Origin of the sequence: Leifsonia sp. TF02-11 (assembly GCF_017565305.1) — a bacterium.
Taxonomy (GTDB): domain Bacteria; phylum Actinomycetota; class Actinomycetes; order Actinomycetales; family Microbacteriaceae; genus Leifsonia.
This window is the reverse complement of record NZ_JAGEKP010000004.1, coordinates 155,703-181,177: the sequence shown is the minus strand read 5'-3', so window position 1 is coordinate 181,177 and position 25,475 is coordinate 155,703. Positions and strand designations below refer to the sequence as shown.

Here is a 25,475-nt window from a genome sequence, read left to right as displayed (position 1 = left end):
ACATGCGCGTCGATCTTCTGACCAAGGAGTACCCACCGGACATCTACGGCGGTGCCGGTGTCCACGTGACCGAGCTGGTCCGGGCCCTCAGAACGGATACTGAAGTGCGCGTACGCTGCTTCGGCGAGCCGCGCGACGAGGCCGACACGTTCGCCTACCGGGTGCCCGCCGAGCTCGCCGCCGCGAACGGCTCGATCACCACCCTCGGTGTCGACCTCCAGATGGCGCAGGACTGCGGCGGCGCCGACGTCGTGCACTCGCACACCTGGTATGCGAACGCGGGAGGCCACCTGGCGAAGCTCCTGCACGGCGTGCCGCACGTCGTCACCGCGCACAGCCTGGAGCCGCTGCGGCCGTGGAAGGCCGAGCAACTCGGCGGCGGGTACCGCGTCTCGAGCTGGATCGAGAAGACCGCCTTCGAGGCGGCGGACACCGTGATCGCCGTCTCGGACGGGATGCGGCGCGACATCCTCGCCTCCTACCCGTCGCTCGACCCGCAGAAGGTCACCGTGGTCTACAACGGCATCGACCTCGAACGCTGGACGCCGCTGCACGACGACGACATCGCGCGTTCGCTCGGGATCGACCCAGACCGGCCCTCCGTCATCTTCGTCGGCAGGATCACCCGCCAGAAGGGACTGCCGTACCTGCTGCGGGCGGCACGGCTGCTGCCGCCGGAGGTGCAGGTCATCCTGTGCGCCGGCGCGCCGGACACGGCGGAGATCCTCGCCGAGGTGACCGGCCTGGTCGACGGGCTGAAGGCCGAGCGCGACGGCGTGGTGTGGATCGACCGGCTGCTCCCGAACGACGAGCTGCGGGCCGCCCTGACGGCCTCCACCGTCTTCGTGTGCCCTTCGATCTACGAGCCGCTCGGTATCGTCAACCTGGAGGCGATGGCGTGCGGTCTGCCCGTCGTCGGCACGGCGACGGGAGGCATCCCCGAGGTCATCGTCGACGGCGTGACCGGGCGGCTGGTCCCGATCGAGCAGCTGCAGGACGGCACGGGCACTCCCACGGATCCCGAGGCGTTCGTGCGCGACCTCGCAGCGGCTCTGACGGAGGTCGTGAGCGACCCGGAGCGGGCGGCGCGCATGGGCGCGGCCGGGCGCGACCGGGCGGAGACCGCGTTCAGCTGGACGGCGATCGCCGAGCAGACCCGGGCCGTCTACCGGTCGTTGACCTCCTCCTGACGCCGCTAGGCTAGACGGCATGGCAGGCAGTGTTCTCCGACTCCACGACGTGTCCGTTGTCCGGGACGGCAACCCCGTCCTCCAAGACGTCGACTGGACGGTGGAGCCGGACGAGCGCTGGGTGATCCTCGGCCCGAACGGCGCGGGCAAGACGACGATGTTGCAGATCGCGGCCGCCGCGCTGCACCCGTCGTCGGGCGAGGCCGTGGTGCTCGGCGAGACCGTCGGCCACAGCGACCTGGCCGAGCTGCGCCCGCTGCTCGGGTTCGCCTCCACGGCGCTCGCCCGCCGCATCCCGCGCACCGAGCGCGTGCTCGACGTGGTGATGACCGCCGCGTACGCCGTGACCGGTCGCTGGAACGAGCTCTACGAGGACATCGACGAGCGTCGTGCCCGTCGCGTCCTCGCCGAGTGGCACCTCGAGCACCTCGCGGAGCGCACCTTCGGCAGCCTGAGCGACGGCGAGCAGAAGCGCGTCCAAATCGCCCGCTCGGTCATGACCGACCCCGAGATCCTGCTGCTCGACGAGCCGGCCGCCAGCCTCGACCTCGGCGGTCGTGAGGAGCTCGTGCAGCTGCTCGGCGGCTACGCGAGCGACGCGAAGTCCCCGGCGATCGTCATGGTCACCCACCACGTCGAGGAGATCCCGCTCGGCTTCAACCGCGCCCTCCTGCTGAAAGACGGCCGCATCACGGCGCAGGGCGCGATCGACGAGGTGCTGACCAGCGAGTCGCTGAGCGAGACGTTCGGAATCGACGTGGAGCTGACCGAGACCGGTGGTCGCTACACCGCCCGGGCGCGTCAGGCGTCAGCCGACTGACACATCTGCTAAACTCGATAGCTGGTTCTCCTTCATCGTGTCCGCTCTGCGGCAGGTGAGAACCGAAAAGCTTCCCGTCGACGCGCTTTCGCGCGCAGACACGACCGACCGAACACTACGCAACAAGGAAGTCCTCATGAAGACTGGCATCCACCCCGACTACGCCCCCGTGGTTTTCCGCGACCTGGCCTCGGGTGCGACGTTCCTGACCCGCTCCACCGTGACCAGCGAGAAGACGATCGAGTGGGAGGACGGCAACACGTACCCCGTCATCGACGTCGAGATCTCGTCGGAGTCGCACCCGTTCTACACGGGCAAGCAGCGCATCCTCGACTCGGCCGGCCGCGTCGAGAAGTTCAACACGCGCTACAAGAACTTCGGCAAGTAAGCCGCAACGCTGAAGGCCCCGCCCCCGCGTCCTCTGGACGCCGGGGCGGGGCCTTCACCGTTACGCGATGAGATTCGTGACGAATGTCGACATTCGTGCCACGAATGTCGTGATTCGTGACGAACCTCGGGCTCAGTAGGTCGTGTTTCCGTGCGACGCGGCGATGCCGATCGCGATCAGCACGATGATGCTGATCAGGATGCCGATGGCGACCTCCACGAAACCGATGATCACGGCGGCCAGCGCGAGGCCGCGGCCCTGCTCGCCGGTGCGCTTGATCTGGGAGAGGGCGACGAAGCCCAGGATGATGCCGACGATGCTCACGAAGAACGCGAGGATGAAGGCGACGATCGACATCGTGTTGTAGCCGGCCTGCTGCGGCTGCTGGTAGGCGCCGTACTGCGGCTGCGGGGACTGCGGTTGCTGCGGAGGCAGCGGCTGCGGGTTCAGATTCGGATCGCTCATGGCACTGAGGGTAGCGGTCCAGGAGACGCGCAGGAAGGCCCCAGCCTCTGCGCCCCAGCCAGAATCCTCACCGGATCGGCCACTGCCCGGACGCGGTGAACTCCGGGTCGCGGGCGCGGCGCATGTACTCCTGGAAGTCCGCGGCCTGCTCCCGGCACCAGTCGATCTGCTTGGTGTGGAGTTCCGCAGCCGCGATGGCGAGCACTTCGCCGTGCTGCCGGGCGAGCGCCTGGGCGAGGCGCCCGGCAGCGATCGCGTCCGCGCCGGCGTCGTGTGCGGCGATGAGCTCGACGCCGTAGTGGGTGGCGGTGACGGTCAGTGTGCGCTTGCCCGGGCGGTACCGGTCGACGGCACGGTCGATGACCAGCGGGTCGATGATGGGTCCGGGGGAGTCGAGCGGCTCGATCCCGTGTCGGCGCGCCTCGCGGTCGAGCAGTGTGAAGTCGTACGGGGCGTTGTAGGCCACGACGGGGATGCCGCGGTCGAACAGCCGGCGCAACTGGTCGACGATCGCCGCCACACCCGCTCCGGCGTCCATCCCCTTTTCGCGGGCGAGCTCCGTGGTGATACCGTGCACGGCGGTTGCCTCGGCGGGGATCTCGACCTCGGGGTCGAGCAGCCAGTAGCGGCCGTGCTTCACCTCCCCGTTCGCCCCGAGAAGGCCGACGTGGGCGGTCACGATCCGCGCCGATTCGACATCCACGCCCGTGGTTTCGAGATCGAAGACGCCGAGTTCGTGATGCCAGGTGCTCATGCAGCCAGCGTAGGAACGACCTCCGTCAGTGCCGGGATTAAGCCCGGCGCGGCTCGATGTGCAGCCAGTAGAAGCTTTGGGTGCCGAGCGTGAGGGTGAAGCGGCCGTCTTCGGCGACGGTCGGGAACTCCGCACCTCCGAAGAGGTCGTAGAGCACGCCTCCGGCGAACTCGGGTGCCTCCAATGTCACCGAGACCGGGTTGTGCGCGAACGAGAAGACGCAGAGCACGTCCTCCGGCTGGTCGCCGAAGTGCGTCCCGCTGCCTTCGTAGCTGCGCACGAACGCCAGCACCGACTCGTGGTCGGTCGGGAGCACCCGCATGTCGCCGAGCCCGAACACCGGGTGCGCCTTGCGGACGTGGATGACGTTGCGGATCCAGTGCAGCAGCGAGCGCGACTGCGCGAGCTGCGCTTCGACATTGACCTGGTTGTAGTGGTAGACGAGCGACTGCACGATCGGGAGGAACAGCTTGCCCGGGTCCGCTGTGGAGAACCCGGCGTTGCGGTCGGGGGTCCACTGCATCGGCGTGCGCGAGCTGTCACGGTCGGGCAGCCAGATGTTGTCGCCCATCCCGATCTCGTCGCCGTAGTAGAGGAACGGGCTCCCCGCGAGTGAGAACAGCAGGGCGTGGGCGAGCTCGAGCTCGGCGCGCGAGTTGTCGAGCAGAGGCGCCAGTCGCCGCCGGATGCCGATGTTCGCGCGCATCCGCGGGTCGTAGGCGTACCACCCGTACATCGCCTGGCGGTACTCCTCGCTGACCATTTCGAGCGTGAGCTCGTCGTGGTTGCGCAGGAACACGCCCCACGCGGAGCCGTCGGGGACGTCGGTGGTCTCGGACAGCACCCGGATCAGCTCGCTCGCCTGCTGGCTGCGCAGCGCGTAGAAGATGCGCGGCATGACCGGGAAGTCGAAGGCCATGTGGCACTCCGGCTCGTCCTCGGTGCCGAAGAACGCCGCGACCTCGCGGGGCCACTGGTTGGCCTCGGCGATCATCATGCGGCCGGGGTACTCCCTGTCGACCATGACCCGCAGCTTCTTGATGAACTCGTGGGTGGGCGGCTCGCCCTCGCCGTTGCCCTCGTCCGACTCGTAGAGGTAGGGGATCGCGTCGAGCCGGAACCCGTCGACGCCGAGGTCGAGCCAGAACCGCACGACGTCGAACATCGCGTCGTGCACGGCCGGGTTCTCGAAGTTGAGGTCGGGCTGGTGCGAGAAGAAGCGGTGGAAGAAGTACTGCCTGCGCGCCTCGTCGAACGCCCAGTTGGAGTCTTCGGTGTCGACGAAGATGATGCGGATGTCCGGCCACTTGTCGTCGGTGTCGTTCCACACGTAGAAGTCGCCGTACGGCCCCTCCGGATCGCTCCGCGACTGCTGGAACCACTCGTGCTGGTCGGAGGTGTGGTTCATCGGCAGGTCGATGATGATGCGCATGTTGCGCTCGTGCGCCTTCGTGACCAGGTCGCGGAACTCGTCGATGGTCCCGAACTCCGGCAGGATCGACTTGAAGTCCGAGACGTCGTAGCCGCCGTCGCGCAGCGGGGACTGGAAGAACGGCGGCAGCCAGAGCGCGTCGATGCCGAGCCACTGCAGGTAGTCGAGCTTGGAGGTGAGCCCGGCGATGTCGCCGGAGCCGTCGCCGTTGCTGTCGACGAAGGAGCGGACCATGACCTCGTAGAACACCGCGCGGCGGTACCACTGGGGGTCGAGCGTCAGCCCGGGCAGCGTGATGGGAGCGGTGAAGCTCACGGTTCTCCTTCTCGGGCCCGATGGCCCGGGGGTCGTGCACGTGGGGCATGCAAGCGATTACATCCAGAGAAGTCTAGGACCTCGGCGCCGGGGACTGTCCAGTCCGACCGGCGCATTCGTGGTGCGTAGCGAGGCGCCGCTTAGACTGGACGGCGATGACTCCCACGACACGGTACGCCGCCTCTCCGTACGGGGAGGCGCTGGGCCGCGTCCCCGTACGCCGCGGAGAGCTCCCGCTGCTCGGCGGGATGACGCGGTATTGGGACTACGGCGACGCGGACGCGGAAACGACTCTCGTGCTGGTGCACGGCTTCCGCGGCGACCACCACGGCCTCGAGCCCGTGGTGGCCCAGCTGAGCGGTCTGCGGCTGATCTCGCCGGACCTCCCCGGCTTCGGCGAGTCCACCCCGATGACCGAGTGCGATCACGACATCGACGGCTACTCGAACTGGCTGCGATCGTTCGTGGCGGCGCTCGGGCTCGACGGTCGCGTCGTCCTGCTCGGCCACTCGTTCGGATCGATCGTCGTCGCGGCGGCCCTGGCAGAGAGCGGGGGAGCGCGACCGAGCTCGGTCGTGCTCGTCAACCCGATCGGCCAACCGGCGCTCGCCGGTCCCCGCGGCGTGCTGACCCGCCTCGCGATCTTCTACTACTGGCTGGCCGCCGTGCTGCCGGAGCGCCTCGGCTTCGCCCTCCTGCGCAACCGCCTGATCGTGCGGGTCATGAGCGAGGCGATGGCCAAGACGCGCGACCGCGGCCTGCGCTCGTGGATCCACGGCCAGCACGACAGCTACTTCTCGGCCTTCAGCGACCGGAGGGTCGTGCTGCAGGCCTTCCGCGCCTCGGTTTCCCACGACGTCAGCGAGTTCGCGGCGCAGATCACCGAGCCGGCCCTTCTTGTGGCCGCTGTGGACGACGACATCACGCCGATCGCGGCGGAACGCCGGCTCCGCGGGATCTTTCCTGACGCCCGGCTCGTCGAGATCGCCGATGTCGGTCACCTCATCCACTACGAGAAGCCGGTGGAGGCCGCGCGGGCCATCGAGGCCTTCCTCGCCGAGCAGGGGCTGGTCTCGCCGGCGCGCGTGGAGGGCACCGCGTGAGGATCCTCTTCGACTGCCGGTACACGCGCATCGGGCGCCACGACGGGATCAGCCGCTTCACCGCGGGCCTGGTGGGCGCTCTGGCCGAACGTCATCCGGTCACCATGCTGATCAGCGACCACCGGCAGCTCGAGATGCTGCCGGACCTCCCGTGGGAGTTGATCGCTTCGCCGACCTCGCTGGGCGAACCGTGGGTCGCCCGCCGGGTCAACAAGCTGAAGCCCGACATTGTGTTCACGCCCATGCAGACGATGGGCGGCTTCGGCCGGCGTTACCGCCTGGTGCTCACGGTCCACGACCTCATCTACTACCGTCATCCCACGCCGCCGCGCGATCTGCCGGGCTTCGTGCGGGTGCTCTGGAGGCTGTACCACCTCGCGTGGTGGCCGCAGCGTCTGCTGCTCAACCGTTCCGACGCCGTCGTGACGGTGTCGGAGACCACCAGGGCGCTGATCGCCGAGCACAAGCTGACCCGGCGACCGGTCTCGGTCGTGCCCAACGCCGCCGACATGCCGCAGATCCCGGAGGAGCGCGCGTCCCGAACCGCTCCGGAGTCGAAGAGTCTCGTCTACATGGGGTCGTTCATGCCGTACAAGAACGTGGACACCCTCGTTCGCGCTGCCGCGCAGCTACCGGATTACCGCCTCCACCTGATGAGCCGGGTGACCCCCGCGGAGCGCGAGCGGTTGTCGGCGCTCGCGCCGGACGCGCAGCTGGTGTTCCACGACGGAGCGACCGACGAGGACTACGCCGAGACGCTGGCACGCGCGACCGCGCTCGTGACGGCCTCCCGGGATGAGGGGTTCGGCATCCCGCTCGTCGAGTCGATGACCCTGGGCACACCGGTCGTGGTGAGCGACATCCCGATCTTCCGCGAGATCGGCGGCCGGTCGGCGCTGTACTTCCCGGCGGACGACCCGGATGCGCTCGTCGCTCGCATCCGGCACCTGGAGGAGCCGGGGGTGTGGGCCGAGCGATCGGCCGGATCCCGCGAGGAGGCCGCTCGGTTCACCTGGGAGACCTCCGCCGAGCGCCTGCTCACCGTGCTCACCGCGACAGCGGCCCGCGCGAAGCGGCGCGATCGCAACTGAGCGCACCGCTGCGCCAGTGTGCGCCGCTGTGTCAAAGTGCTGCGCCGGCTCAGAGCACAGACGCCGTGAACAGGTCGCGGTCCTCCGGACCGAGGTTGAACCTGTCGAGCGTCAGCCGGCCGTCGCCGTAGCGGAACCGGTGCACCGAGCCGTTCGGGATCACCTCGCCGGGGCCGGGGAGTGCGTGGTCCGTCACATGGCGCACGAGCGAACCGATGACGCCGCCGTGGCTGACGACGATGAGGTTCTCGCCGGGGTGCGCGTCGCCGAGTTCGAGCAGCGCGGGCAGCGCGCGCTCCACGACCTGCTCGCGGGTCTCCCGGCCCGGCACGGGGGTGCCCTCCGGCCAGCGCTCCAGGATCTCCGCGCCGGTGAGACCCTCCGCCTCGCCGTAGTGCCGCTCGGCGATCGCGGGCAGGCGCTCCGGCTCGCCGAGGCCGAGATGGGCCGCGATGATCCGCGCCGTGTCGACCGCTCTGCTCAGCGGGCTGGCGTACACGGCGTCGAACCGGCCGCCCGCGAGCGCTCGGCCGGTCGCGTCGGCCTGAGCGCGGCCGGTGCTGTTGAGGGGGATGTCGCTGGAGCCTTGGATGCGCTTGGCCAAGTTCCAGTCCGTCTGGCCGTGGCGCACGAGCGAGATGAAGGTCACGCACGTCCTTTCGTCGAAGGACGCGCGTCGCGCTAGGCGAGTCGGTGTGCGAGCTCGACCAGCGTCTCGGTGGTCCCGCCGTCCAGCTTAACGGTGGCCCGGCTGTCGCCTTTGGTCTCGCCCCGGTTGACGATCACGATGGGGAGGCGCTTGCGCCTGGCCTCCTCGAGCAGTCGGATGCCGGAGTTGACCACCAGGGACGACCCCGCGATCACGAGCGCGTCGGCTCCGCGGACGAGTGCGCTGGCCTCCCGGTACTTCTCGGCGGGGATGAACTCGCCGAAGAACACGACGTCGGGCTTCAGGTGCCCGCCGCACACGGTGCAGTCGGGCACGACGAACGCGTCGACGTCGGTGACGATGGCGTCGCCGTCCGGTGCGATCTCCACCGCGCCCTCGGCGTCGAGCCACGGGTTCGCGCTGTCGATGCGGGCGGTGATCGCCTCGCGTGCGAAGATCTGCCCGCACACCAGACAGACGACGCGGTCCATCGAGCCGTGCAGGTCGACGACGCGGCGGCTTCCCGCCTGCTTGTGCAGTCCGTCGACGTTCTGCGTGATCACGCCGTTGGCGGCGCCGGCGGCCTCGAGGGCGGCGAGCGCCCGGTGTCCGGCGTTGGGGTGGGCCGCGGCGAACCGGCGGTACCCGAGGTGGCTGCCCGCCCAGTAGCGCTTGCGGTACCGGTCGTCGGCGAGGAACTGCTGGAACGTCATCGGGGTGCGCTTGGGGGCGCCCTCGCCACGGTAGTCCGGGATTCCGGAGTCGGTGGAGACACCGGCCCCCGTGAGCACCGCGAAGGTGCGCCCGGCGAGCAGCGATTCGACCTGGTCGATGCCGCGGGACAGCTCGGGCGAGAGCTCCGTCGTCAGCGTGGCCCCGCGTGCCTCCGTGGTCACAGTCACCTCCCGGTCGATCCTCACTGGAGTCTAAACCGGCCGCTTTTCGGATTTGTTTCCGAGGACTGGCAATCTGGACGGGTGCAGATCCAGCGTGTGACCGACCTGACCGCCGACGGCCTCGCCGACTACTCCCGCCTGACCGACGTCGCGCTGCGGCGGGTCAGCGAGCCGGAGGGCGGTCTCTACATCGCGGAGTCGACCAAGGTCATCACGCGGGCGCTGGCGGCGGGGCACCGACCGCGTTCCGTCCTCCTGCAGGAGCAGTGGCTCGACGACGTGGCACCGCTGCTGGAGCCGTTCCCCGACGTGCCCGTGTTCGTGGGGGAGTCCGCGCTGCTCGAGCAGCTCACCGGTTACCACCTGCACAGGGGCGCGCTCGCCGCGATGCACCGGCCGGAGCTGCCGGACCCGCGCGAACTGCTGCGCGGCGCCCGGCGCGTCGTCGTCCTCGAGGACATCGTCGACCACACGAACGTCGGGGCGATCTTCCGCAGCGTCGCCGGCCTCGGTGCCGACGCGGTGCTCGTCAGTCCGCGCTGCGCCGATCCGCTGTACCGGAGGAGCGTTCGGGTGAGCATGGGCACCGTGCTCCAGGTGCCCTGGACGCGCCAGCCGGAGTGGGACGAGGCCGCGCCGCTGCTGCACGACGCGGGCTTCGAGATCGCGGCCCTCGCCCTCGCCGACGATGCCGTCTCGCTCGACGCCTACGCCGCCGCGGCGCCGGAACGCGTCGCACTGGTCTTCGGTGCGGAGGGCGACGGGCTCAGCAGGCGGGCGTTGGCGGCGGCCGACACGGTCGTCACGATCCCGATGCTGCACGGGGTCGACTCCCTCAACGTCGCCTCCGCGAGTGCCGTCGTGCTGTGGGCGCTGCGGCTCCCGGGTTGAGGGTGGCGCGCTGACTTCGCCCGCGTTGGCGCGTTCTCAGGAGATGCCTGAGCATCTTCCGTAGACTCCGAACGTGCCCCAGCAAGTCATCGCCGATCCGCCGCGCCGTCTGAACCGCAAGCAGGTCTACCGCCGTCGCCGGTTCGTGGTCTTCGGCATCGGGGGCGTGCTGCTCGTCGCGTTGCTGTACCTCGCGGGCTCGATCATCACTCCCGTGCCCGCCACCGCCGCGGTGACCCAGCACGAGAAGGCGCTCACCCAGGCGGCCGCGCAGCTGGCCTGGCCCGGGTACGGGTCGGCGGCGATCACAGCGCCCGACTATCCCGGCGCGACCGAATACCACGGCAGCGACGCGAGCATGCCGATCGCGAGCATGACCAAGACGATCACCGCCCTGGTCGTGCTCGACGCCAAGCCGCTCGACGGATCGTCCGAGGGGCCGACGATCTCCTTCACCCAGAAGGACGTCGACATCTGGAACACGGTCATCGCCGACGGCGGATCCTGGGCCCCCGTCAAAGCGGGGACCTCGATGACCGAGAAGCAGGCGCTCACTGCGATGCTGCTGCCGTCGGCCAACAACTACGCCATCTCGCTCGCGAACTGGGCGTACGGGTCGTCGTCCGCCTACGTCTCCGCCGCGAACTCGTGGTTGAAGAACAAGGGGTTCACCGGCACGAAGGTCGTCACGCCGGACGGGCTCGACCCCGGCAACGTCAGCACGACCAAAGACCTGATCGGGCTGGGGAAGCTCGTCCTCGCCTCCCCGGTGCTGTCGTCGATCGTCTCGCAGAAGTCCGCGACCCTCCCGGGCGCCGGTGCGCAGGACAACACGAACGCGTTGCTCGGCGTGGACGGTGTCGACGGCATCAAGACCGGCAACACGGATGAAGCGGGATTCTGCCTGCTCTTCTCGGCCGAGGTGCCGGTAGGCGCGGTCAAGGTCCGCGTGCTCGGCGTGGTCCTCGGCGCCCCCGACCACGACACGCTGTGGGCCGGCGTGACCGGCCTGCTGACCAGCATGCAGGCGGGATTCCACCAGGTGGAGGCGGCCACGAGCGGCCAGTCGTTCGGGTCGTACACGACGCCGTGGGGTGCGTCGTCGAACCTGGTCGCCACCAGCGGTCAGACGTTCGTGGTGTGGTCGGACACGCCGATCCAGGTCGACCTCACGACGCGCCCGATCCAGTCGGGATTCAAGGGGGATCTGGTCGGCCGCATCACGTTCACGTTCAACGGGACGACCAAGACGGTCGACCTCGCGCTGGCGAAGGACGTGCCGGATCCGGGCTTCGGGTGGCGTCTGGCGCACCCGGGTGGCCTCGGCACCTGACACGCCCGGAGCGCGCCGCGCGCAGATGATTGCGCGGGTGAGGGCCGGGGTGACCGCGTCGGAGTGATGGCGGACAGGCCCGCGGGAAGGGGCTGAGAAGGGCACGCGGACGTCGAATTCGCCGCGCTAGCGTCGATGCTTCATAGCACTCGACGAGGCCCGATACATGACGTCAGATACCCAGCCCCGCACCCGCGCAGAATCGGGTGCGCGCCGCCGAGCGGCCAGGCGCTCCGCCGATGCCGCGCCTATCCGCACGAAGAAGCGGATGGACCTGCAAGGCCTCCGTGCGCTCGCCGTCGGGCTGGTCATCCTCAACCACGCGTTCGACTGGCCGGCCGGCGGGTTCGTGGGCGTCGACATCTTCTTCGTCATCTCCGGCTTTCTGATGACGTCGCTGCTCTACCGGGAGTACGAGCGCACGGGGACGATCAAGTTCTTCGCGTTCTACCGGCGTCGCATCCGGCGGTTGATCCCGGCCTCCGCGACAGTGATCCTCGCCACCGTCATCGGCGCGTGGGCGCTGTTCAGTTCCGGTCGATTCCTCTCGACGGTCTGGGACGGCATCGCGTCGCTGTTCTTCGTCTCGAACTGGAGATACGCGGCCGAGGCGACGGACTACTTCGCCCAGGGTGCGCAGACGTCGCCCCTCCAGCACTACTGGTCGCTCAGCCTGGAGGAGCAGTACTACCTGATCTGGCCGCTCGCCGTACTGGTGATCGCCCTGCTGGTCGCCAAACACCGCCATCCTCGGATCACGGCGGCCTTGGTCAGCCTCGTCATCACAGCAGGGCTCTTCCTTGTCTCCCTGCAACTCACGCAGGCCGACATCGCCACTGCGTACTTCATCACGCCCGCGCGCCTCTGGGAGCTCTCGGTCGGCGCGACGGTCGCGTTCTGCATGCCGCTCTTCGACCGTCTCCCGGCGGTCTGGCGGCCGATGATCATGCTCGTGTCGCTCGGCGGGATGGTCGCAGCAGCGGTGATCACTCCGACCGCTGAGGGTTTCCCGGCGCCCTGGGCGCTGGTGGCCGTGCTCAGCACCGCGCTGTTCATCGCTTTTCCGTGGCATCCCGAGCGGCGCTCCTGGCTGAATCCGCTCGACAACCCGGTACTCACGCACCTCGGTGACATCTCCTACTCGCTCTACCTGTGGCATTTCCCCGCACTGATCCTCATCACCGAGGCGTTCCGCGGGCTGCCGGGCGACAAGACGCCGGTACCCGCCGTCGTGTCGATCGTCGTGACGCTGGTCGTGGCGGAGCTCTCGTTCCGGTACGTCGAGGAGACCGTGCGACGATCACGGTGGCTTGAACCGAGCACGAAACGGCGCCGCGGAGCACGGCTGTCGAAGCTCCATTCGTACGCGCTCACCGCAGGAGTGATGGTGGCCGTCGCGGCCGTCGTCCTGACGGTCGTCGTCGATCGGCAGGCTCGCGGCGGCGGCGACGGAGGCACAGACCAGCAGGCACAGGCGACATCGACTCCCGGAAGCACCGCTCCACCTGGGGGCGGCGGCGGTGCGCTGGCCAGCATCCAGAGTGAGCTCAGCGCAGCCTTGGCGGCGACGTCCTGGCCCGAAACGTCTCCCTCGATCGAGAGCGTGGTGGCGAGCTACTCGCGCGATCCCGGTACGGATGCTTGCTCGAATCGGGTCTACCCCGGAGTGGACCAGTGCACCTGGGGAGCCGCGGATGCTCCGGTGTCGGTGGCAATCGTGGGTGACTCCACCTCGGTCGCCTACGTGCCGCTGCTGCGCGCGCTTGCGGATGCATCCAACGGCCAGTTGAAGGTGACGACGCTGGGCATGTACAGCTGCCCGTGGATCGATGTGGCGACCTCCATGCGGCTCGCGTCGTACCAGGCCGCCTGTCCGATTCGCAAAGAGCAAGCTATCGACAACATCATCGCGATGAAACCGTCCATCCTGATCGTCACGAACTCGTACCTCACGTCGACGCACCACCCTGAGGGGGGCTCGGTCTCGCTCGACGAGTACGGAAAGGGGCTTGACACCTATCTCCAGCGGGTCACTGCATCGGTCGGCAAGATCGCGCTGGTCGCACCGCCGGTGGCGGACAAAGACATCCGCGAGTGCTATTCGCCGCGAGCGAGTCCGAAGGACTGCGTGTCGCAAGTGAACGATGTGTGGAAGCGTCGTGCAGCGGCGGAGACCAAGTGGGCGAAGGCGGTTCCGAACGGAGTGTGGGTCGACACGCGCCAGCTCTTCTGCGTGAACACCGGCTGCCCGGCGTTCTCGGCCGGCATGCCCACCAAGTTCGATCAGGTACACCTCACCGAGGAGTACTCGCGTCACGTCGCGACCGGTATGGCCGAACTCCTCGCCGAGAACGGCGTCGATCTCGGCGGAGACTCCGGTTCGGATTCCCCCTCGGACCCCGAGCAGACGAGCGGTGGTCTACCGCCAGCCGATGATCCATCGCCGGACGGCGGTTCGGGCTCAGAAACGGGGAAATGATGGGTGTCGTCGACACCTCCGCGCCACCCGAGGGTCGCCAGCGGCCAGAGGGGCGCCGCAGCCGAGGCGCGACCGCCGCGCCTCGTGCTGCAGGACCTGCCGTGAGGTCAACGATTCGTCTCGACGTGCAAGGCCTTCGCGCCCTGGCGGTCGGACTGGTCGTATTGAACCACGCCTTCGAGTGGCCATTCGGCGGCTTCGTCGGCGTGGACATCTTCTTCGTCATCTCCGGGTTCCTGATGACGTCAGTCCTGCACCGTGAATTCGAGCGGACGGGGCGTATCCGCTTCCTCGCCTTCTACCGACGTCGTGTCCGACGTCTGATCCCGGCATCGGTGGCGGTGCTGGCGGCCACCGTGATCGGAGCCTGGGCGATCTTCGGGTCCGGCCGGTTCATGTCGACGGTGTGGGACGCGATCGCGTCGTTGTTCTTCGTCTCGAACTGGCGCTACGCCGCGGAGGCGACCGACTACTTCGCCCAGGGCGCGCAGACGTCCCCGCTCCAGCACTATTGGTCGCTGAGCCTGGAGGAGCAGTACTACCTGGTGTGGCCATTCGCGATTCTCGCGATCGCGCTGATGGTCGGACGAACGCGACAGCCGCGCCTGTTCGCCGCTCTCAGCACGCTCGCGATCACCGTCGCGCTGTTCCTGCTGTCGCTGCAGCTGACGCAGAGCAATATCGCCACCGCGTACTTCATCACACCGGCGCGGCTCTGGGAGCTGTCGGTCGGAGCGACCGTAGCGCTCTGCATGCCCTGGTTCTCGCGCCTTCCACTGGCTCTCCGTCCGTTCGTCGCGCTTCTGGCTCTCGCGGGCATGATCGCCGCAAGCGTCGTCACGCCGACCGAACAGGGTTTCCCAGCGCCGTGGGCAGCACTCGCGGTACTCAGTGCCGCCGCATTCATCGCCTTCCCCTGGCAGCCGAAGCGGGCGTGGCTCAACCCGCTCGACAACCCGTTCCTCAGCTACATCGGCGACATCTCATACTCGCTCTACCTGTGGCACTTTCCCGCGCTCATCCTGGTCACGGAGCTCGCCCGCGGGACTCCGAGCTATGGTTCGCCAATCCCGGCACTCGAATCCATCGCGCTCTCGCTCGTCCTGGCTGCTCTTTCGTACCGCTTCATCGAAGAACCCGTCCGGCACTCCTCGTGGCTGGAGCCCGCCAAGAGAAGGCGGCGCAGAACTCGTTCCACTGTCAAACGACTTCAGTCCATCGCCGTGGCGGTCCTGTCCGCCACGGCGATCGTGGCCGTTGTCGTCGCCCTCATGGTGGACAGAGGCTCTCGCAACGACACGCCGCCGGCGGCCACGCCGACCACGAGCAGCAGCTCGCAGCCGACGAAGGCACCTCAGAAGGGCGGCGCTGCTCTGGCCGTTGTGAAGTCCGAGCTCACCGAGGCGCTGAAGGCGGAGGAATGGCCGGAAACCACCCCAGCACTCGCCGCACCGGAGGCCGCCGAACGCAGTGCCGAGTTCGACGCGTGCTCCACGCCGACCCATCCCGGCGTCGATGAGTGCACCTGGGGGCCAGCGGGCGCCCCTGTCACCATCGCGGTCGTCGGAGACGCGACATCGGTGGGATACCTTCCACTGCTGCGCACTCTTGTGGACTCGTCGAACGGCGCGATTCGAATCACCGCGCTCGGCATGTACGACTGTCCGTTCATCGACGATTCCTTCGCGGCTGAGAATGAGGCCGCCCAATCCGCGTGTCCGACGCGTCGAGCGATGGCGATACACGAGATCGGCGCGATGAAGCCGTCCTTCGTCTTCGTTTCGAACCTCTCGAGTGAGATCAGGAAGGTCGACGGCGGCAGCCCGATGGTCGCTGAATACAAGGCAGGACTCGACACGAGCCTGAGCAAGATCGCCCCGTACACCGGCAAGGTGGTCCTGTTCGCGCCTCCGCCCGAGGAGAAGGACATTCGCGAGTGCTATGCCCCGCAAAATCCCCCTTCGACGTGCGTCACGCACGTGCAGGAAAGATGGAAAGAGCTCAGTGCGGCAGACAAAGAAGTTGCGACAGCTGTCGGCGGCGTGTGGGTGGACACGCGTTCGCTCTACTGCGTGAGCGACAACTGCCCGGCGTTCGCGGCCGGCGTGCCCATCAAGTTCGACACGTTCCACATCACCGAAGCGTGGTCGAGACATATCGCTCCCGCAGCTGCCGAGCTACTGGCCAATGCGGGTGTCGACCTCACCGGAGAGCCGGCGACTCAGTAACGCGCTACTCGGGTTCGATGACGAACGGCCCCGCCTCCGGACGCTTGGGCAGCACGTGGTCGCCGGACGACTGGTGGCGGATGCGGCGGACGACCCAGGGCACGAGGTACTCCCGTGCCCAGGAGAGATCCTCCGCGCGCGCCTGCCGCCAGGTCCGCGGCGGAAGCGGCTCGGGTTCGAGCGGCTGGAGATCGTTCTCGACGTTCAGGGCGGCGAGCACCATCCGCGCGACGGTGTGGTGGCCCAGCGGTGCGAGATGCAGGCGGTCCGGCGCCCACATGCGCTGATCCTGGATCTCGGTGAGCGACCACTGGTCGGCGACGATCGCGTCGTAGCGGGCCGCCACCGCGCGCACGTTCTCGTTGTAGATCGCGACCTTGCCGCGGATTCCGCGGAAGACGGGGGAGAAGCCGACATCGACGCCCGTGAAGACCACCACGGTCGCGCCGTCCGCGCTGAGCCTGCGGACGGCCTCGTCGAACAGCGCCGCGATCTGGTCGGGGTCGGTGCCGGGGCGGATGACGTCGTTGCCGCCAGCGGAGATCGTGATGAGGTCGGGCCGGAGCGCGAGCGCCGGCTCCACCTGTTCGTCGAGGATCTGCTTGATGAGCTTGCCGCGCACCGCGAGGTTCGCATACGCGAAGTCGTCGGTCTGTGCGCTGAGGACCTCGGCCACGCGGTCGGCCCACCCGCGGTGGCCCCCGGGGCTCAGCGGCTCGGGATCGCCGATCCCCTCGGTGAACGAATCTCCGATCGCGACGTAGCGGGACCACGGGTGCTGGGCTTCGACCATTCCTCCATTCTGCATCGTGGTCGTGGTGTCGGACGCCTCGGGTAGATTTGATCCAAGTGGAGACGACAGCAGCACCCCAGCCCGGCGAGCCCTCGCTGGGCGCCGTCGTACCCGCGAAAGGAACAGGTGCCGCCGAATCAGGTGCCGCCGAATCAGGTGCCGTCGAGTCTGGCGTCACCGAGTCGAATGCTGCCGAGCACAGCGCGGGGGCCCACGCCGGCAGCTTCGCCGCCGAGCACCTGTCGCCGTCGTTCCCCGAGCGCGCGGCCTGGGGCACCGCGGGAAAGCTCCGCGCGTGGCAGGCCGAGGCGCTCGACGCCTACTTCGTTCACGAGCCGCGCGACTTCCTGGCCGCCGCGACCCCGGGCGCGGGCAAGACGACTTTCGCTCTGCGGCTCGCCACCGAACTGCTGTCGCGCCGCGTCGTCGAGCGGGTCACCGTCGTGGCGCCCACCGAGCACCTCAAGCGACAGTGGGCCGAGGCCGCCGCGCGGGTCGGCCTGCCGCTCGATCCCGACTTCCGAAACGCCGAGGGCCGCTACGCCCGCCACTACAAAGGCGTCGCCGTCACCTATGCGCAGGTCGCAATGCGGCCGAGCCTGCACAAAGACATCACCGAGTCCTATCGGACGCTCGTCATCCTCGACGAAGTGCACCACGGCGGAGACGCCCTGAGCTGGGGAGACGGCATCCGCGACGCCTTCGAGCGTGCGACCCGCCGGCTCTCCCTCACCGGCACGCCGTTCCGCTCCGACACCGCGCCCATCCCGTTCGTCACCTACCTGCCCGACCGACAGGGCATCCGTACGTCGGTCACCGACTACAACTACGGTTACGGACGCGCGCTCAGCGACGGCGTCGTTCGCCCGGTGATCTTCATGATCTACGCCGGTCACATGCGCTGGCGCACCAAGACCGGCGACGAGATGGAGGCGCGGCTCGGCGAGGGCAACACCAAGGACATCACTTCGCAGGCCTGGCGCACCGCGCTCGACCCTCGCGGCGAGTGGATCCCCGCCGTGCTCAGCGCCGCCGACCGACGGCTCAGCGAAGTGCGCAACTCGATCCCGGACGCCGGGGGACTGGTGATCGCGACCGACCACTATGCCGCGCGCGCCTATGCCGACCTCCTCCAGCAGATCAGCGGGGAGCCGGTGACGGTCGTGCTCTCGGACGAGAAGGAGGCGAGCGACCGGATCGCCGAGTTCGCGGCGGGGGAGTCGCGCTGGATGGTCGCTGTGCGCATGGTGTCGGAAGGCGTGGACGTGCCCCGCCTGGCGGTCGGCGTCTACGCGACCAGCGCCTCCACGCCGCTGTTCTTCGCCCAGGCGATCGGGCGATTCGTGCGTGCCAGGCGCCGGGGTGAGACGGCTTCCGTGTTCCTGCCGAACGTGCCGACGCTGATGGCGCTCGCGAACGCCCTCGAGCTCGAACGCGACCACGCTCTCGACCGACCGACGGCCGAAGGGGCCGAGGGCGACCTCTGGAACCCCGAGGACGCGATGATGGCCGAGGCGAACCGCGAGGGGAGGGCCTCGGAGGCCCTGACCGAGCAGTTCGCGTTCGAGGCGCTCGGCTCGGAGGCGAACTTCGACCGCGTGGTCTACGACGGGCGCGAGTTCGGCGGGTTCGCGGTGCCCGGCTCCGACGAGGAGCTCGACTTCATCGGACTGCCCGGCATCCTCGAGCCGGAGCAGGTGCATGACCTCCTGATGCAGCGACAGCAGCGCCAGGCGCGCCGGCACAGCTCGCGACCAGCCGCGGCCGACGGGCACCCGCCGGCCCCGCTGCACCGCACCCTGAAGGAGCAGAGACAGCTGTTGAACAGTCTCGTGGGCCTGTACTCGAAGAACTCGGGTGAACCCCACGGCCTCATCCACGCCGAGCTGCGCCGCGTCTGCGGCGGCCCGGCCGTGGCGCAGGCCAGCGTCTCGCAGCTCCAGGCCCGCATCGAGTGGCTCCGCAAGCGCATCGGCCGCTCCTGAAGCGGGCCCGGCGCGCGTAACTCCGGACCACCGGCGCGACGCGCGGCGTGTCGGGCAGGATCTCCGGAGTTGCGAACGATCGGCCTGACGGGCGCTAGATGACGCCGAGCGCCAGCATCGCGTCGGCTACGCGCACGAAGCCGGCGACGTTCGCCCCCAGCACGTAGTCGCCCGGCGCGCCGTACTCCTCGGCGGTCTCTGCGCAGCTGTCGTGGATGGAGTTCATGATCTCGGCGAGTCGCTGCTCGGCGTAGTCGAACGTCCAGGCGTCGCGGGAGGCGTTCTGCTGCATCTCGAGCGCCGACGTGGCGACGCCGCCCGCGTTCGCCGCCTTGCCCGGCGCGAACAGGACTCCCGCCGCGGTCAGCACGGCGACGGCCTCTGGCGTGCACGGCATGTTCGCGCCCTCCACGACGGCGGCGACGCCACCTGCTGCCAGGGTCGACGCCGCGCGGCCGTCGAGCTCGTTCTGGGTCGCGCAGGGGATGGCCACATCGATGCGGGTCTCCGCCGACAGCGCCCAGATGTCGGCGCCCGCACGGTAATCGGCGCCCGGACGGCGCTCGGCATACGTGCTGAGCCGGCCGCGCTCGACCTCCTTGATCTGGCGCAGCAGGTCCAGATCGATGCCATCGGCGTCGTACACGACACCGGAGGAGTCGGAGCAGGCCACCACGGTACCGCCGAGCTGGTGCACCTTCTCGATCGCGTAGATCGCCACGTTGCCCGAACCGGAGACGAGCACGCGCGCACCGTCGAAGTCCCGGCCGCGGGTGGCGAGCATCCGCTGCGCGAAGAACACCGCGCCGTACCCGGTCGCCTCCGTGCGCACTAGGGAACCGCCCCAGCCGACGCCTTTGCCGGTGAGCACGCCGGACTCGTAGCGGTTGGTGATGCGCTTGTACTGACCGAACAGGTAGCCGATCTCACGGCCGCCGACGCCGATGTCGCCCGCGGGGACGTCGGTGTGCTCTCCGAGGTGGCGGTAGAGCTCGGTCATGAACGACTGGCAGAACCGCATCACCTCGGCGTCGGACTTGCCCTTGGGGTCGAAGTCGCTGCCGCCCTTGCCTCCGCCGATCGGGAGGCCGGTGAGCGCGTTCTTGAAGATCTGCTCGAAGCCGAGGAACTTCACCGTGCCGAGCGTCACGCTCGGGTGGAAGCGCAGCCCGCCCTTGTACGGGCCCAGCGCCGAGTTGAACTCGACCCGGAAGCCGCGGTTCACCCGCACCCGCCCGGTATCGTCGGTCCACGGCACGCGGAAGATGAGCTGCCGCTCCGGCTCGGTCAGCCGCTCGAGCACCGACGCCTCCGCATAGCGCGGGTGCGCGGCGATCACCGGCTCCAGCGATCCGAACACCTCGCGCGCGGCCTGGTGGAACTCGGGTTCGCCGGCATTGCGGCGGAGGACGTCGTCGAGGAGGGAGGACAGCACGGAGGTCAAGCGAGGCCTTTCGGGACGGACACGGTCGAGACGAGCACGGAATTCTGAGTTTACTCTCATGAAAGCGTGGCGCTTCCCGTGTGACGGGCGGTGGGAGACCGCCGCGCGGTGAGGTTCGGCTGTCCTTGCTGGCACTGCGGGTCGCGGGTTCCTAGGCTGGGGCCATGAGCGCGGAGATCGTGAACGGACGGCATCCCGACGAGCCGCATCGGGAGGGCCTCGCCCAGAGACTGAACTGGCTGCGCGCGGGAGTGCTGGGGGCGAACGACGGCATCGTGTCGGTCGCCGCCGTGGTCGTCGGTGTCGCCGGAGCGACGAGCTCCGTACCGGCCATCCTCACCGCGGGCCTCGCCGCCCTCGTCGGAGGCGCCATCTCGATGGCGCTCGGCGAGTACGTGTCGGTCAGCAGCCAGCGCGACAGTGAGCACGCGCTGATCGCGAAAGAGCGGCGCGAACTCGAGGAGATGCCGGAACAGGAGCTCGCCGAGCTCGCCGGGCTCTACGAGGCCAAGGGCCTGAAGCCGGAGACCGCCAGGCAGGTGGCCGTCGAACTCACCGAGCACGACGCCCTCGCCGCGCACCTCTCGGCCGAGCTCGGCATCGACCAGGACGACGTCGTGAGTCCCTGGCACGCCGCGTTCGCGTCGGCGATCGCGTTCACGATCGGCGGCATCCTGCCGTTGTTGATCATCCTGACGCCGGCCGCCGTCCGCATCCCGCTGACCTTCGTGGTCGTGCTGGTCGCCCTGGCGGTCACCGGGTACGTCGCCGCGTGGATCGGTGGTTCCTCGCCGGGGCGGGCGATGGTGCGGGTCGTGATCGGCGGTGCGCTGGCGCTGGCGGCCACGTTCGCGATCGGCGCGCTGCTCGGCACCACGGTCGGCTGAGCGCCGGAGCGCCGAGGCGATGAAGGAAAAGGTCGAGATCGTCAGGGACTGGCTGCCCCGCTACACCGGCACGCCCCTGGAGGAGTTCGGCGAGCACATCCTGCTCACCAACTTCGGCGACTACGTCTACCGGTTTGCCGAGTGGTACGGAGCGGAGGTGCGCGGCAGCGACCGCTCGATGCCGAACGCGACCGCCGACGGCATCACGATGATCAACTTCGGCATGGGCAGCCCGAACGCGGCGACCATCATGGACCTGCTGAGCGCGGTGAGCCCGAAGGCGGCCCTGTTCCTCGGCAAGTGCGGCGGGGTCAAGAAGAAGAACCAGCTCGGCGACCTGGTGCTGCCGATCGCGGCCATCCGCGGCGAGGGCACGTCGAACGACTATCTGCCCCCCGAGGTGCCGGCGCTGCCCGCGTTCCAGCTGCAGCGCGGTGTCTCGACGACGATCCGCGACTTCGGCCACGACTACTGGACCGGCACCGTGTACACGACGAACCGCCGGGTCTGGGAGCACGACGACACCTTCAAGACGTACCTGCGGCAGACGCGCTGCATGGCGGTGGACATGGAGACCGCGACCGTCTTCGCGGCCGGGTTCGCCAACCACATCCCGAGCGGCGCCCTGCTGCTGGTGTCCGATCAGCCGATGATCCCGGAGGGCGTCAAGACGGCCGAGAGCGATCGCAGCGTGACCGCGCAGTTCGTGGAGCGGCACATCCGGATCGGCGTCGAGTCCCTTCGGCTCGTCCGCCGCAACGGCCGGAGCCTGCGCCACCTCCGCTTCGAAGACAACTGACGCCCGAGAGGCACACGCGCGAGGGGCACGTCCTTGTCGCTTTCGCGGCTCGAAAGTGACAACAACGTGCCCCTCGGCGGGGCGTGCGGGGTGGTGACGTGCGTCAGTGGCCGGTGAGGGGAGCCATGGCGCGGGCGACGAGGGAGGGGCGGCCGGTGGCGCGCTCCTCCAGGTCGGCGCCCTCCATTGCGACGAGGCCGGCGTTGGCGCCGAGGAAGCGCAGCGGCTCCGGCTCCCAGCGCGGAGAGCGGTGGCCGACCCACGGAAGCGCGGTGAGCTCGGTCCGGCGGCCGGCGATCAGGTCGGCCAGCGTGCGGCCTGCGAGATTCGTGGTGCTGAGCCCGTCGCCGACGTAGCCGCCGGCCCAGGCCTCGCGCGCGTCGCGGTCGAGGCCGACGGCGGCGTGCCAGTCGCGCGGAACGCCCAGCGGGCCGCCCCAGTGGTGGGTGATGCGAACGCCGGCGACCGCGGGGAACAGCTCGCCCAGCGTGCGGACCAGGTGGTCGCGCACGCGCGGCGAGCGGTCGTAGGAGGGGTGGATGGCGCTGCCGAGGTGGTACCGGGCGCCGCGCCCGCCGAACGCGATGCGGTTGTCGGCAGTGCGCTGGCCGTAGACGATCAGGTGCCGGAAGTCGGCGAAGGTCTGGCCGTGCTCGATGCCGATGCGCTCCCACACCGCGTCGGAGAGCGGCTCGGTGGCGATCATGAGCGAGTACAGGGGGAGGATGCGGCGGCCGACCTGGGCGAGCTGTGACCCGTAGCCCTCGGTGGCGTTGACGACTGTGCCTGCGGTGACCGTGCGCTCGACGCCGGCCGCGCGCACCCGCACGACGCCGTCGGTCCAGCCGATCACTTCGGTCTGCTCAGTGATCACCGCGCCGCGGCGTTCGACCGCGCGGGCCATGCCACGCACGAGCTTGCCGGGGTGCACGCGGGCGCAGGCCGGCGTGATCGTGGCCGCCACGGCGTCCGGGACGCCGTAGCGCGCACGGACGCTCTCGGTGCCGGCGAGAGTGACCCGGTCGACGCCGAACTCCTCCGACTCCGCGAACTCCGCCCGGGCGGCCGCGAGCTGCACCCGGTTGCGCGCGAAGGTCACGGTGCCGCCGCGGACGTAGTCGCAGTCCACGCCCTCGGCCTCGACGACCCGGCCGACCTCGCCGACGGTGTCGACCATCGCCTGCCGCTGGGCCACCGCGGCATCGCGCCCGTAGCGGGCGGCCAGAGCGGACGCCGACCACGGGAACAGCGCGGAGCACCAGCCGCCGTTGCGCCCGGACGCGCCGAAGCCGGCCACGTCTCGTTCGAGGAGCAGGATGCGCAGGCTCGGGTCGGCCTCCTGCAGGTAGTACGCGGTCCAGAGTCCGGTGAGGCCGGCGCCGACGATCGCGACGTCGACCGTCGTGTCCTCGGCCAGCGCCGGCCGGGGTCGGAAGCCGTCCTCCGCCTCGGCGATCGAGTCGAACCAGAAGCCGACGCTGCGGTAGTCCACGACACTCCTTCGAGTCTGGGGTGTGACGTCCGAGTACTCGGACGGGTGAGACGAAAGAGTCCGCGCGCCGCTCGGTGGTGCGGTGCGCGGACTCCTTCGGGTCGTGCTGGGTGTCTTACAGGTGGTTGGACGCCTCGGTGAGCACCGACTCGAGGATCTGCCGGATCTCGACGAACTCGTCCGGACCGATCGTGAGCGGCGGCGCGAGCTGGACGACGGGGTCGCCACGGTCGTCGGCGCGGCAGTAGAGGCCCGCGTCGTAGAGCGCCTTGGAGAGGAAGCCGCGCAGCAGGCGCTCCGACTCGTCGTCGTTGAACGTCTCCTTCGTCGACTTGTCCTTCACCAGCTCGATGCCGAAGAAGTAGCCGTCGCCGCGGACGTCTCCGACGATCGGGAGGTCGAGGAGCTTCTCGAGCTCGGCGCGGAACAGCGGCGAGTTCTCCCGGACGCGCTCGTTGAGGCGCTCCTCCTCGAAGATGTCGAGGTTCTCCAGCGCGACGGCCGAGGACACCGGGTGCCCGCCGAACGTGTAGCCGTGGTAGAACGACGTGTTGCCGTGCTTGAACGGCTCGTAGATCTTGTCGCTGATGATCGTCGCGCCGATGGGGGAGTACCCGGACGTCATGCCCTTGGCGCAGGTGATCATGTCGGGCACGTAGCCGTACTGGTCGCACGCGAACATGTGGCCGATGCGGCCGAAGGCGCAGATGACCTCGTCGCTGACCATGAGCACGTCGTACTTGTCGCAGATCTCGCGCACACGCTGGAAGTATCCGGGAGGCGGCGGGAAGCAGCCGCCCGAGTTCTGGACCGGCTCGAGGAAGATCGCGGCGACGGTCTCGGGACCCTCGAACTGGATCATCTCCTCGATGCGGTTCGCCGCCCACACGCCGAAGGCCTCGACGTCGTCGGTCGGCGCGCCCATCTCGCCGGCGCGGTAGAAGTTCGTGTTCGGCACGCGGAACCCGCCGGGGGTCAGCGGCTCGAACATCTCCTTCATGGCCGGGATGCCGGTGATGGCCAGCGCGCCCTGCGGGGTGCCGTGGTAAGCCACGGCACGGGACAGCACCTTGTGCTTGGTCGGGCGGCCCTGCAGCTTCCAGTAGTACTTGGCCAGCTTGAACGCGGTCTCGACGGCCTCGCCGCCGCCGGTGGAGAAGAAGACGCGGTTGAGGTCGCCGGGCGCGTAGTGCGCGAGGCGGTCCGCGAGCTCGATCGCGTTCGGGTGGGCGTACGACCAGATCGGGAAGAAGGCGAGCTGTTCGGCCTGCTTCGCCGCGACCTCGGCGAGACGCTTGCGGCCGTGGCCGGCGTTCACGACGAACAGCCCGGACAGGCCGTCGATGTAGCGCTTGCCGTGGTCGTCCCAGATGTGGTGGCCCTCGCCGCGCGTGATGATGGGGACGCCGTGGCCCTCCTCCATCACCGACTGGCGTGCGAAGTGCATCCAGAGATGGTCGCGTGCCTTCGCCTGCAGGTCTGCCTCATCGGGTGTGATGGGCTCGCCGAACGTTTCAACGGTTGTCGTCATGGTTATCGCGTTCCCCAGTTGTAGAACTGTTTGTGGAGTTTGAGGTACACGAACGTCTCGGTGGAGAGCACTCCCTCGAGCGTCCGGATCTCGGAATTGAGCATCGTGATGAGGTCGAGGTCGTTCTCGCACACCACCTCGGCGAGGATGTCGTATGTCCCCGCCGTGAGGACGACGTAGTCCACGGCGGGCATCGCCGCGAGCTTGTCCGCGATCACCAGGGTGTCCCCGGTGACGCGTACCCCGATCATCGCCTGGCGGTAGAAGCCGAGCTGCATCGGGTCGGTCACGGCCACGATCTGCATCACACCCGACTCAGTCAGCTTCTGCACGCGCTGGCGCACCGCCGCCTCGCTGAGACCGACCGCTTTGCCGATCTCCGCGTACGACTTGCGGCCGTCGACCTGCAGTTGCTCGATGATCGCCTTGGAGACGTCGTCGATGACCGCAGCCTTCGTGCCATTCGTTGCCCGAGGGGTACTCATGGAGCGATTCTGTCAGTGGAGTAGC

The 25,475-nt window shown here is 69.0% G+C and carries 22 protein-coding genes; 12 read left to right on the top strand and 10 right to left on the bottom strand.

The genetic code is table 11. The features are described from left to right. Positions 1-2: 2 nt before the first annotated feature. The 3 genes from glgA to JNB50_RS06670 all read left to right on the top strand — a co-directional run bounded on the left by glgA (position 3) and on the right by JNB50_RS06670 (position 2,398). A complete protein-coding gene (gene glgA / locus JNB50_RS06680) occupies positions 3-1,190 on the top strand; it encodes a glycogen synthase (protein ID WP_208039342.1) in 1,188 nt (395 codons plus the stop codon). A gap of 19 nt (positions 1,191-1,209) precedes the next feature. Continuing rightward, complete coding sequence (locus tag JNB50_RS06675; RefSeq protein ID WP_208039341.1) at positions 1,210-2,010, top strand: ABC transporter ATP-binding protein; 801 nt, start codon at positions 1,210-1,212, stop codon at positions 2,008-2,010. 136 nt (positions 2,011-2,146) lie between these two features. Then, positions 2,147-2,398, top strand: coding sequence for a type B 50S ribosomal protein L31 (locus JNB50_RS06670; protein ID WP_055916022.1), 252 nt, complete (start codon positions 2,147-2,149; stop codon positions 2,396-2,398). 132 nt (positions 2,399-2,530) lie between these two features. Here the strand turns inward: JNB50_RS06670 and JNB50_RS06665 are convergent, their stop codons facing one another. The 3 genes from JNB50_RS06665 to treS form a co-directional block, all read right to left on the bottom strand. After that, positions 2,531-2,863, bottom strand: coding sequence for a DUF4190 domain-containing protein (locus tag JNB50_RS06665; RefSeq protein WP_208039340.1), 333 nt, complete (start codon positions 2,861-2,863; stop codon positions 2,531-2,533). Positions 2,864-2,930: 67 nt separating this feature from the next. Continuing rightward, complete coding sequence (locus tag JNB50_RS06660) at positions 2,931-3,617, bottom strand: 3'-5' exonuclease (RefSeq protein WP_208039339.1); 687 nt, start codon at positions 3,615-3,617, stop codon at positions 2,931-2,933. 37 nt (positions 3,618-3,654) lie between these two features. Beyond that, complete coding sequence (treS, locus tag JNB50_RS06655; RefSeq protein WP_208039338.1) at positions 3,655-5,364, bottom strand: maltose alpha-D-glucosyltransferase; 1,710 nt, start codon at positions 5,362-5,364, stop codon at positions 3,655-3,657. Positions 5,365-5,519: 155 nt separating this feature from the next. Between treS and JNB50_RS06650 the strand changes: the two genes are divergently transcribed. Together JNB50_RS06650 and JNB50_RS06645 are read left to right on the top strand one after the other, a co-directional pair. Next, on the top strand, positions 5,520-6,467 hold the full coding sequence (locus JNB50_RS06650) for an alpha/beta fold hydrolase (RefSeq protein WP_208039337.1): 948 nt from the start codon (positions 5,520-5,522) through the stop codon (positions 6,465-6,467). Then, the gene (locus JNB50_RS06645) at positions 6,464-7,558 is read left to right on the top strand and encodes a glycosyltransferase family 1 protein (RefSeq protein WP_208039336.1); all 1,095 of its coding nucleotides are present in this window, start codon (positions 6,464-6,466) and stop codon (positions 7,556-7,558) included. Before JNB50_RS06650 ends, JNB50_RS06645 begins: the two co-directional genes overlap by 4 nt. A gap of 49 nt (positions 7,559-7,607) precedes the next feature. Here JNB50_RS06645 and JNB50_RS06640 read toward each other — a convergent pair whose 3' ends face one another. Both JNB50_RS06640 and JNB50_RS06635 read right to left on the bottom strand, forming a co-directional pair. Next, positions 7,608-8,207: a histidine phosphatase family protein gene (locus JNB50_RS06640; RefSeq protein ID WP_208039335.1), complete on the bottom strand. Its 600-nt coding sequence runs from the start codon at positions 8,205-8,207 to the stop codon at positions 7,608-7,610. A 32-nt stretch (positions 8,208-8,239) separates the two neighbouring features. After that, positions 8,240-9,109 carry a Sir2 family NAD-dependent protein deacetylase gene (locus JNB50_RS06635; RefSeq protein WP_374222247.1) on the bottom strand — a complete coding sequence of 290 codons (870 nt, stop codon included), beginning with the start codon at positions 9,107-9,109 and terminating at the stop codon, positions 8,240-8,242. Between the two features lie 75 nt (positions 9,110-9,184). On the opposite strand from JNB50_RS06635, the gene JNB50_RS06630 reads away from it, so the two are divergent. The 4 genes from JNB50_RS06630 to JNB50_RS06615 all read left to right on the top strand — a co-directional run bounded on the left by JNB50_RS06630 (position 9,185) and on the right by JNB50_RS06615 (position 16,034). Then, positions 9,185-9,994, top strand: coding sequence for an RNA methyltransferase (locus tag JNB50_RS06630; RefSeq protein WP_208039334.1), 810 nt, complete (start codon positions 9,185-9,187; stop codon positions 9,992-9,994). Positions 9,995-10,067: 73 nt separating this feature from the next. Then, a complete protein-coding gene (locus tag JNB50_RS06625; protein ID WP_307794626.1) occupies positions 10,068-11,327 on the top strand; it encodes a D-alanyl-D-alanine carboxypeptidase in 1,260 nt (419 codons plus the stop codon). 166 nt (positions 11,328-11,493) lie between these two features. Beyond that, on the top strand, positions 11,494-13,806 hold the full coding sequence (locus JNB50_RS06620) for an acyltransferase family protein (RefSeq protein ID WP_208039333.1): 2,313 nt from the start codon (positions 11,494-11,496) through the stop codon (positions 13,804-13,806). Positions 13,807-13,907: 101 nt separating this feature from the next. Then, positions 13,908-16,034, top strand: a complete 2,127-nt coding sequence (locus tag JNB50_RS06615) for an acyltransferase family protein (RefSeq protein ID WP_208039332.1) — start codon at positions 13,908-13,910, stop codon at positions 16,032-16,034. Between the two features lie 4 nt (positions 16,035-16,038). Here the strand turns inward: JNB50_RS06615 and JNB50_RS06610 are convergent, their stop codons facing one another. Next, on the bottom strand, positions 16,039-16,827 hold the full coding sequence (locus tag JNB50_RS06610; protein ID WP_208039331.1) for an SGNH/GDSL hydrolase family protein: 789 nt from the start codon (positions 16,825-16,827) through the stop codon (positions 16,039-16,041). Between the two features lie 239 nt (positions 16,828-17,066). On the opposite strand from JNB50_RS06610, the gene JNB50_RS06605 reads away from it, so the two are divergent. Beyond that, the gene (locus tag JNB50_RS06605; protein WP_208039663.1) at positions 17,067-18,812 is read left to right on the top strand and encodes a DEAD/DEAH box helicase; all 1,746 of its coding nucleotides are present in this window, start codon (positions 17,067-17,069) and stop codon (positions 18,810-18,812) included. A 94-nt stretch (positions 18,813-18,906) separates the two neighbouring features. Here JNB50_RS06605 and gdhA read toward each other — a convergent pair whose 3' ends face one another. Further along, complete coding sequence (gene gdhA / locus JNB50_RS06600; protein WP_208039330.1) at positions 18,907-20,256, bottom strand: NADP-specific glutamate dehydrogenase; 1,350 nt, start codon at positions 20,254-20,256, stop codon at positions 18,907-18,909. Between the two features lie 164 nt (positions 20,257-20,420). Here gdhA and JNB50_RS06595 point away from each other — a divergent pair, with 164 nt between their 5' ends. Both JNB50_RS06595 and JNB50_RS06590 read left to right on the top strand, forming a co-directional pair. After that, positions 20,421-21,143 carry a VIT family protein gene (locus JNB50_RS06595; protein WP_208039329.1) on the top strand — a complete coding sequence of 241 codons (723 nt, stop codon included), beginning with the start codon at positions 20,421-20,423 and terminating at the stop codon, positions 21,141-21,143. 19 nt (positions 21,144-21,162) lie between these two features. Further along, positions 21,163-21,942 (top strand): AMP nucleosidase, encoded by a 780-nt coding sequence (locus JNB50_RS06590; RefSeq protein ID WP_208039328.1) that lies wholly within the window; start codon positions 21,163-21,165, stop codon positions 21,940-21,942. A 103-nt stretch (positions 21,943-22,045) separates the two neighbouring features. On the opposite strand, the gene JNB50_RS06585 is transcribed toward JNB50_RS06590, so the two are convergent. From JNB50_RS06585 to JNB50_RS06575, 3 genes are all read right to left on the bottom strand, one after another. After that, positions 22,046-23,434, bottom strand: coding sequence for an FAD-binding oxidoreductase (locus JNB50_RS06585; protein ID WP_208039327.1), 1,389 nt, complete (start codon positions 23,432-23,434; stop codon positions 22,046-22,048). A gap of 115 nt (positions 23,435-23,549) precedes the next feature. Continuing rightward, the gene (locus JNB50_RS06580) at positions 23,550-24,965 is read right to left on the bottom strand and encodes an aspartate aminotransferase family protein (RefSeq protein ID WP_208039326.1); all 1,416 of its coding nucleotides are present in this window, start codon (positions 24,963-24,965) and stop codon (positions 23,550-23,552) included. A gap of 2 nt (positions 24,966-24,967) precedes the next feature. Then, positions 24,968-25,450: an Lrp/AsnC family transcriptional regulator gene (locus tag JNB50_RS06575; RefSeq protein WP_208039325.1), complete on the bottom strand. Its 483-nt coding sequence runs from the start codon at positions 25,448-25,450 to the stop codon at positions 24,968-24,970. Positions 25,451-25,475: the final 25 nt, after the last annotated feature.

Excerpts from the sequence above, each read along its gene's own strand:
- JNB50_RS06595 (WP_208039329.1), top strand. The coding sequence starts at position 20,421 with ATGAGCGCGGAGATCGTGAACGGACGGCATCCCGACGAGCCGCATCGG.
- JNB50_RS06660 (WP_208039339.1), bottom strand. The coding sequence starts at position 3,617 with ATGAGCACCTGGCATCACGAACTCGGCGTCTTCGATCTCGAAACCACG.
- JNB50_RS06575 (WP_208039325.1), bottom strand. The coding sequence starts at position 25,450 with ATGAGTACCCCTCGGGCAACGAATGGCACGAAGGCTGCGGTCATCGAC.
- JNB50_RS06670 (WP_055916022.1), top strand. The coding sequence starts at position 2,147 with ATGAAGACTGGCATCCACCCCGACTACGCCCCCGTGGTTTTCCGCGAC.
- JNB50_RS06620 (WP_208039333.1), top strand. The coding sequence starts at position 11,494 with ATGACGTCAGATACCCAGCCCCGCACCCGCGCAGAATCGGGTGCGCGC.
- JNB50_RS06650 (WP_208039337.1), top strand. The coding sequence starts at position 5,520 with ATGACTCCCACGACACGGTACGCCGCCTCTCCGTACGGGGAGGCGCTG.
- JNB50_RS06590 (WP_208039328.1), top strand. The coding sequence starts at position 21,163 with ATGAAGGAAAAGGTCGAGATCGTCAGGGACTGGCTGCCCCGCTACACC.
- JNB50_RS06665 (WP_208039340.1), bottom strand. The coding sequence starts at position 2,863 with ATGAGCGATCCGAATCTGAACCCGCAGCCGCTGCCTCCGCAGCAACCG.
- glgA (WP_208039342.1), top strand. The coding sequence starts at position 3 with ATGCGCGTCGATCTTCTGACCAAGGAGTACCCACCGGACATCTACGGC.
- JNB50_RS06675 (WP_208039341.1), top strand. The coding sequence starts at position 1,210 with ATGGCAGGCAGTGTTCTCCGACTCCACGACGTGTCCGTTGTCCGGGAC.
- JNB50_RS06580 (WP_208039326.1), bottom strand. The coding sequence starts at position 24,965 with ATGACGACAACCGTTGAAACGTTCGGCGAGCCCATCACACCCGATGAG.
- JNB50_RS06610 (WP_208039331.1), bottom strand. The coding sequence starts at position 16,827 with ATGGTCGAAGCCCAGCACCCGTGGTCCCGCTACGTCGCGATCGGAGAT.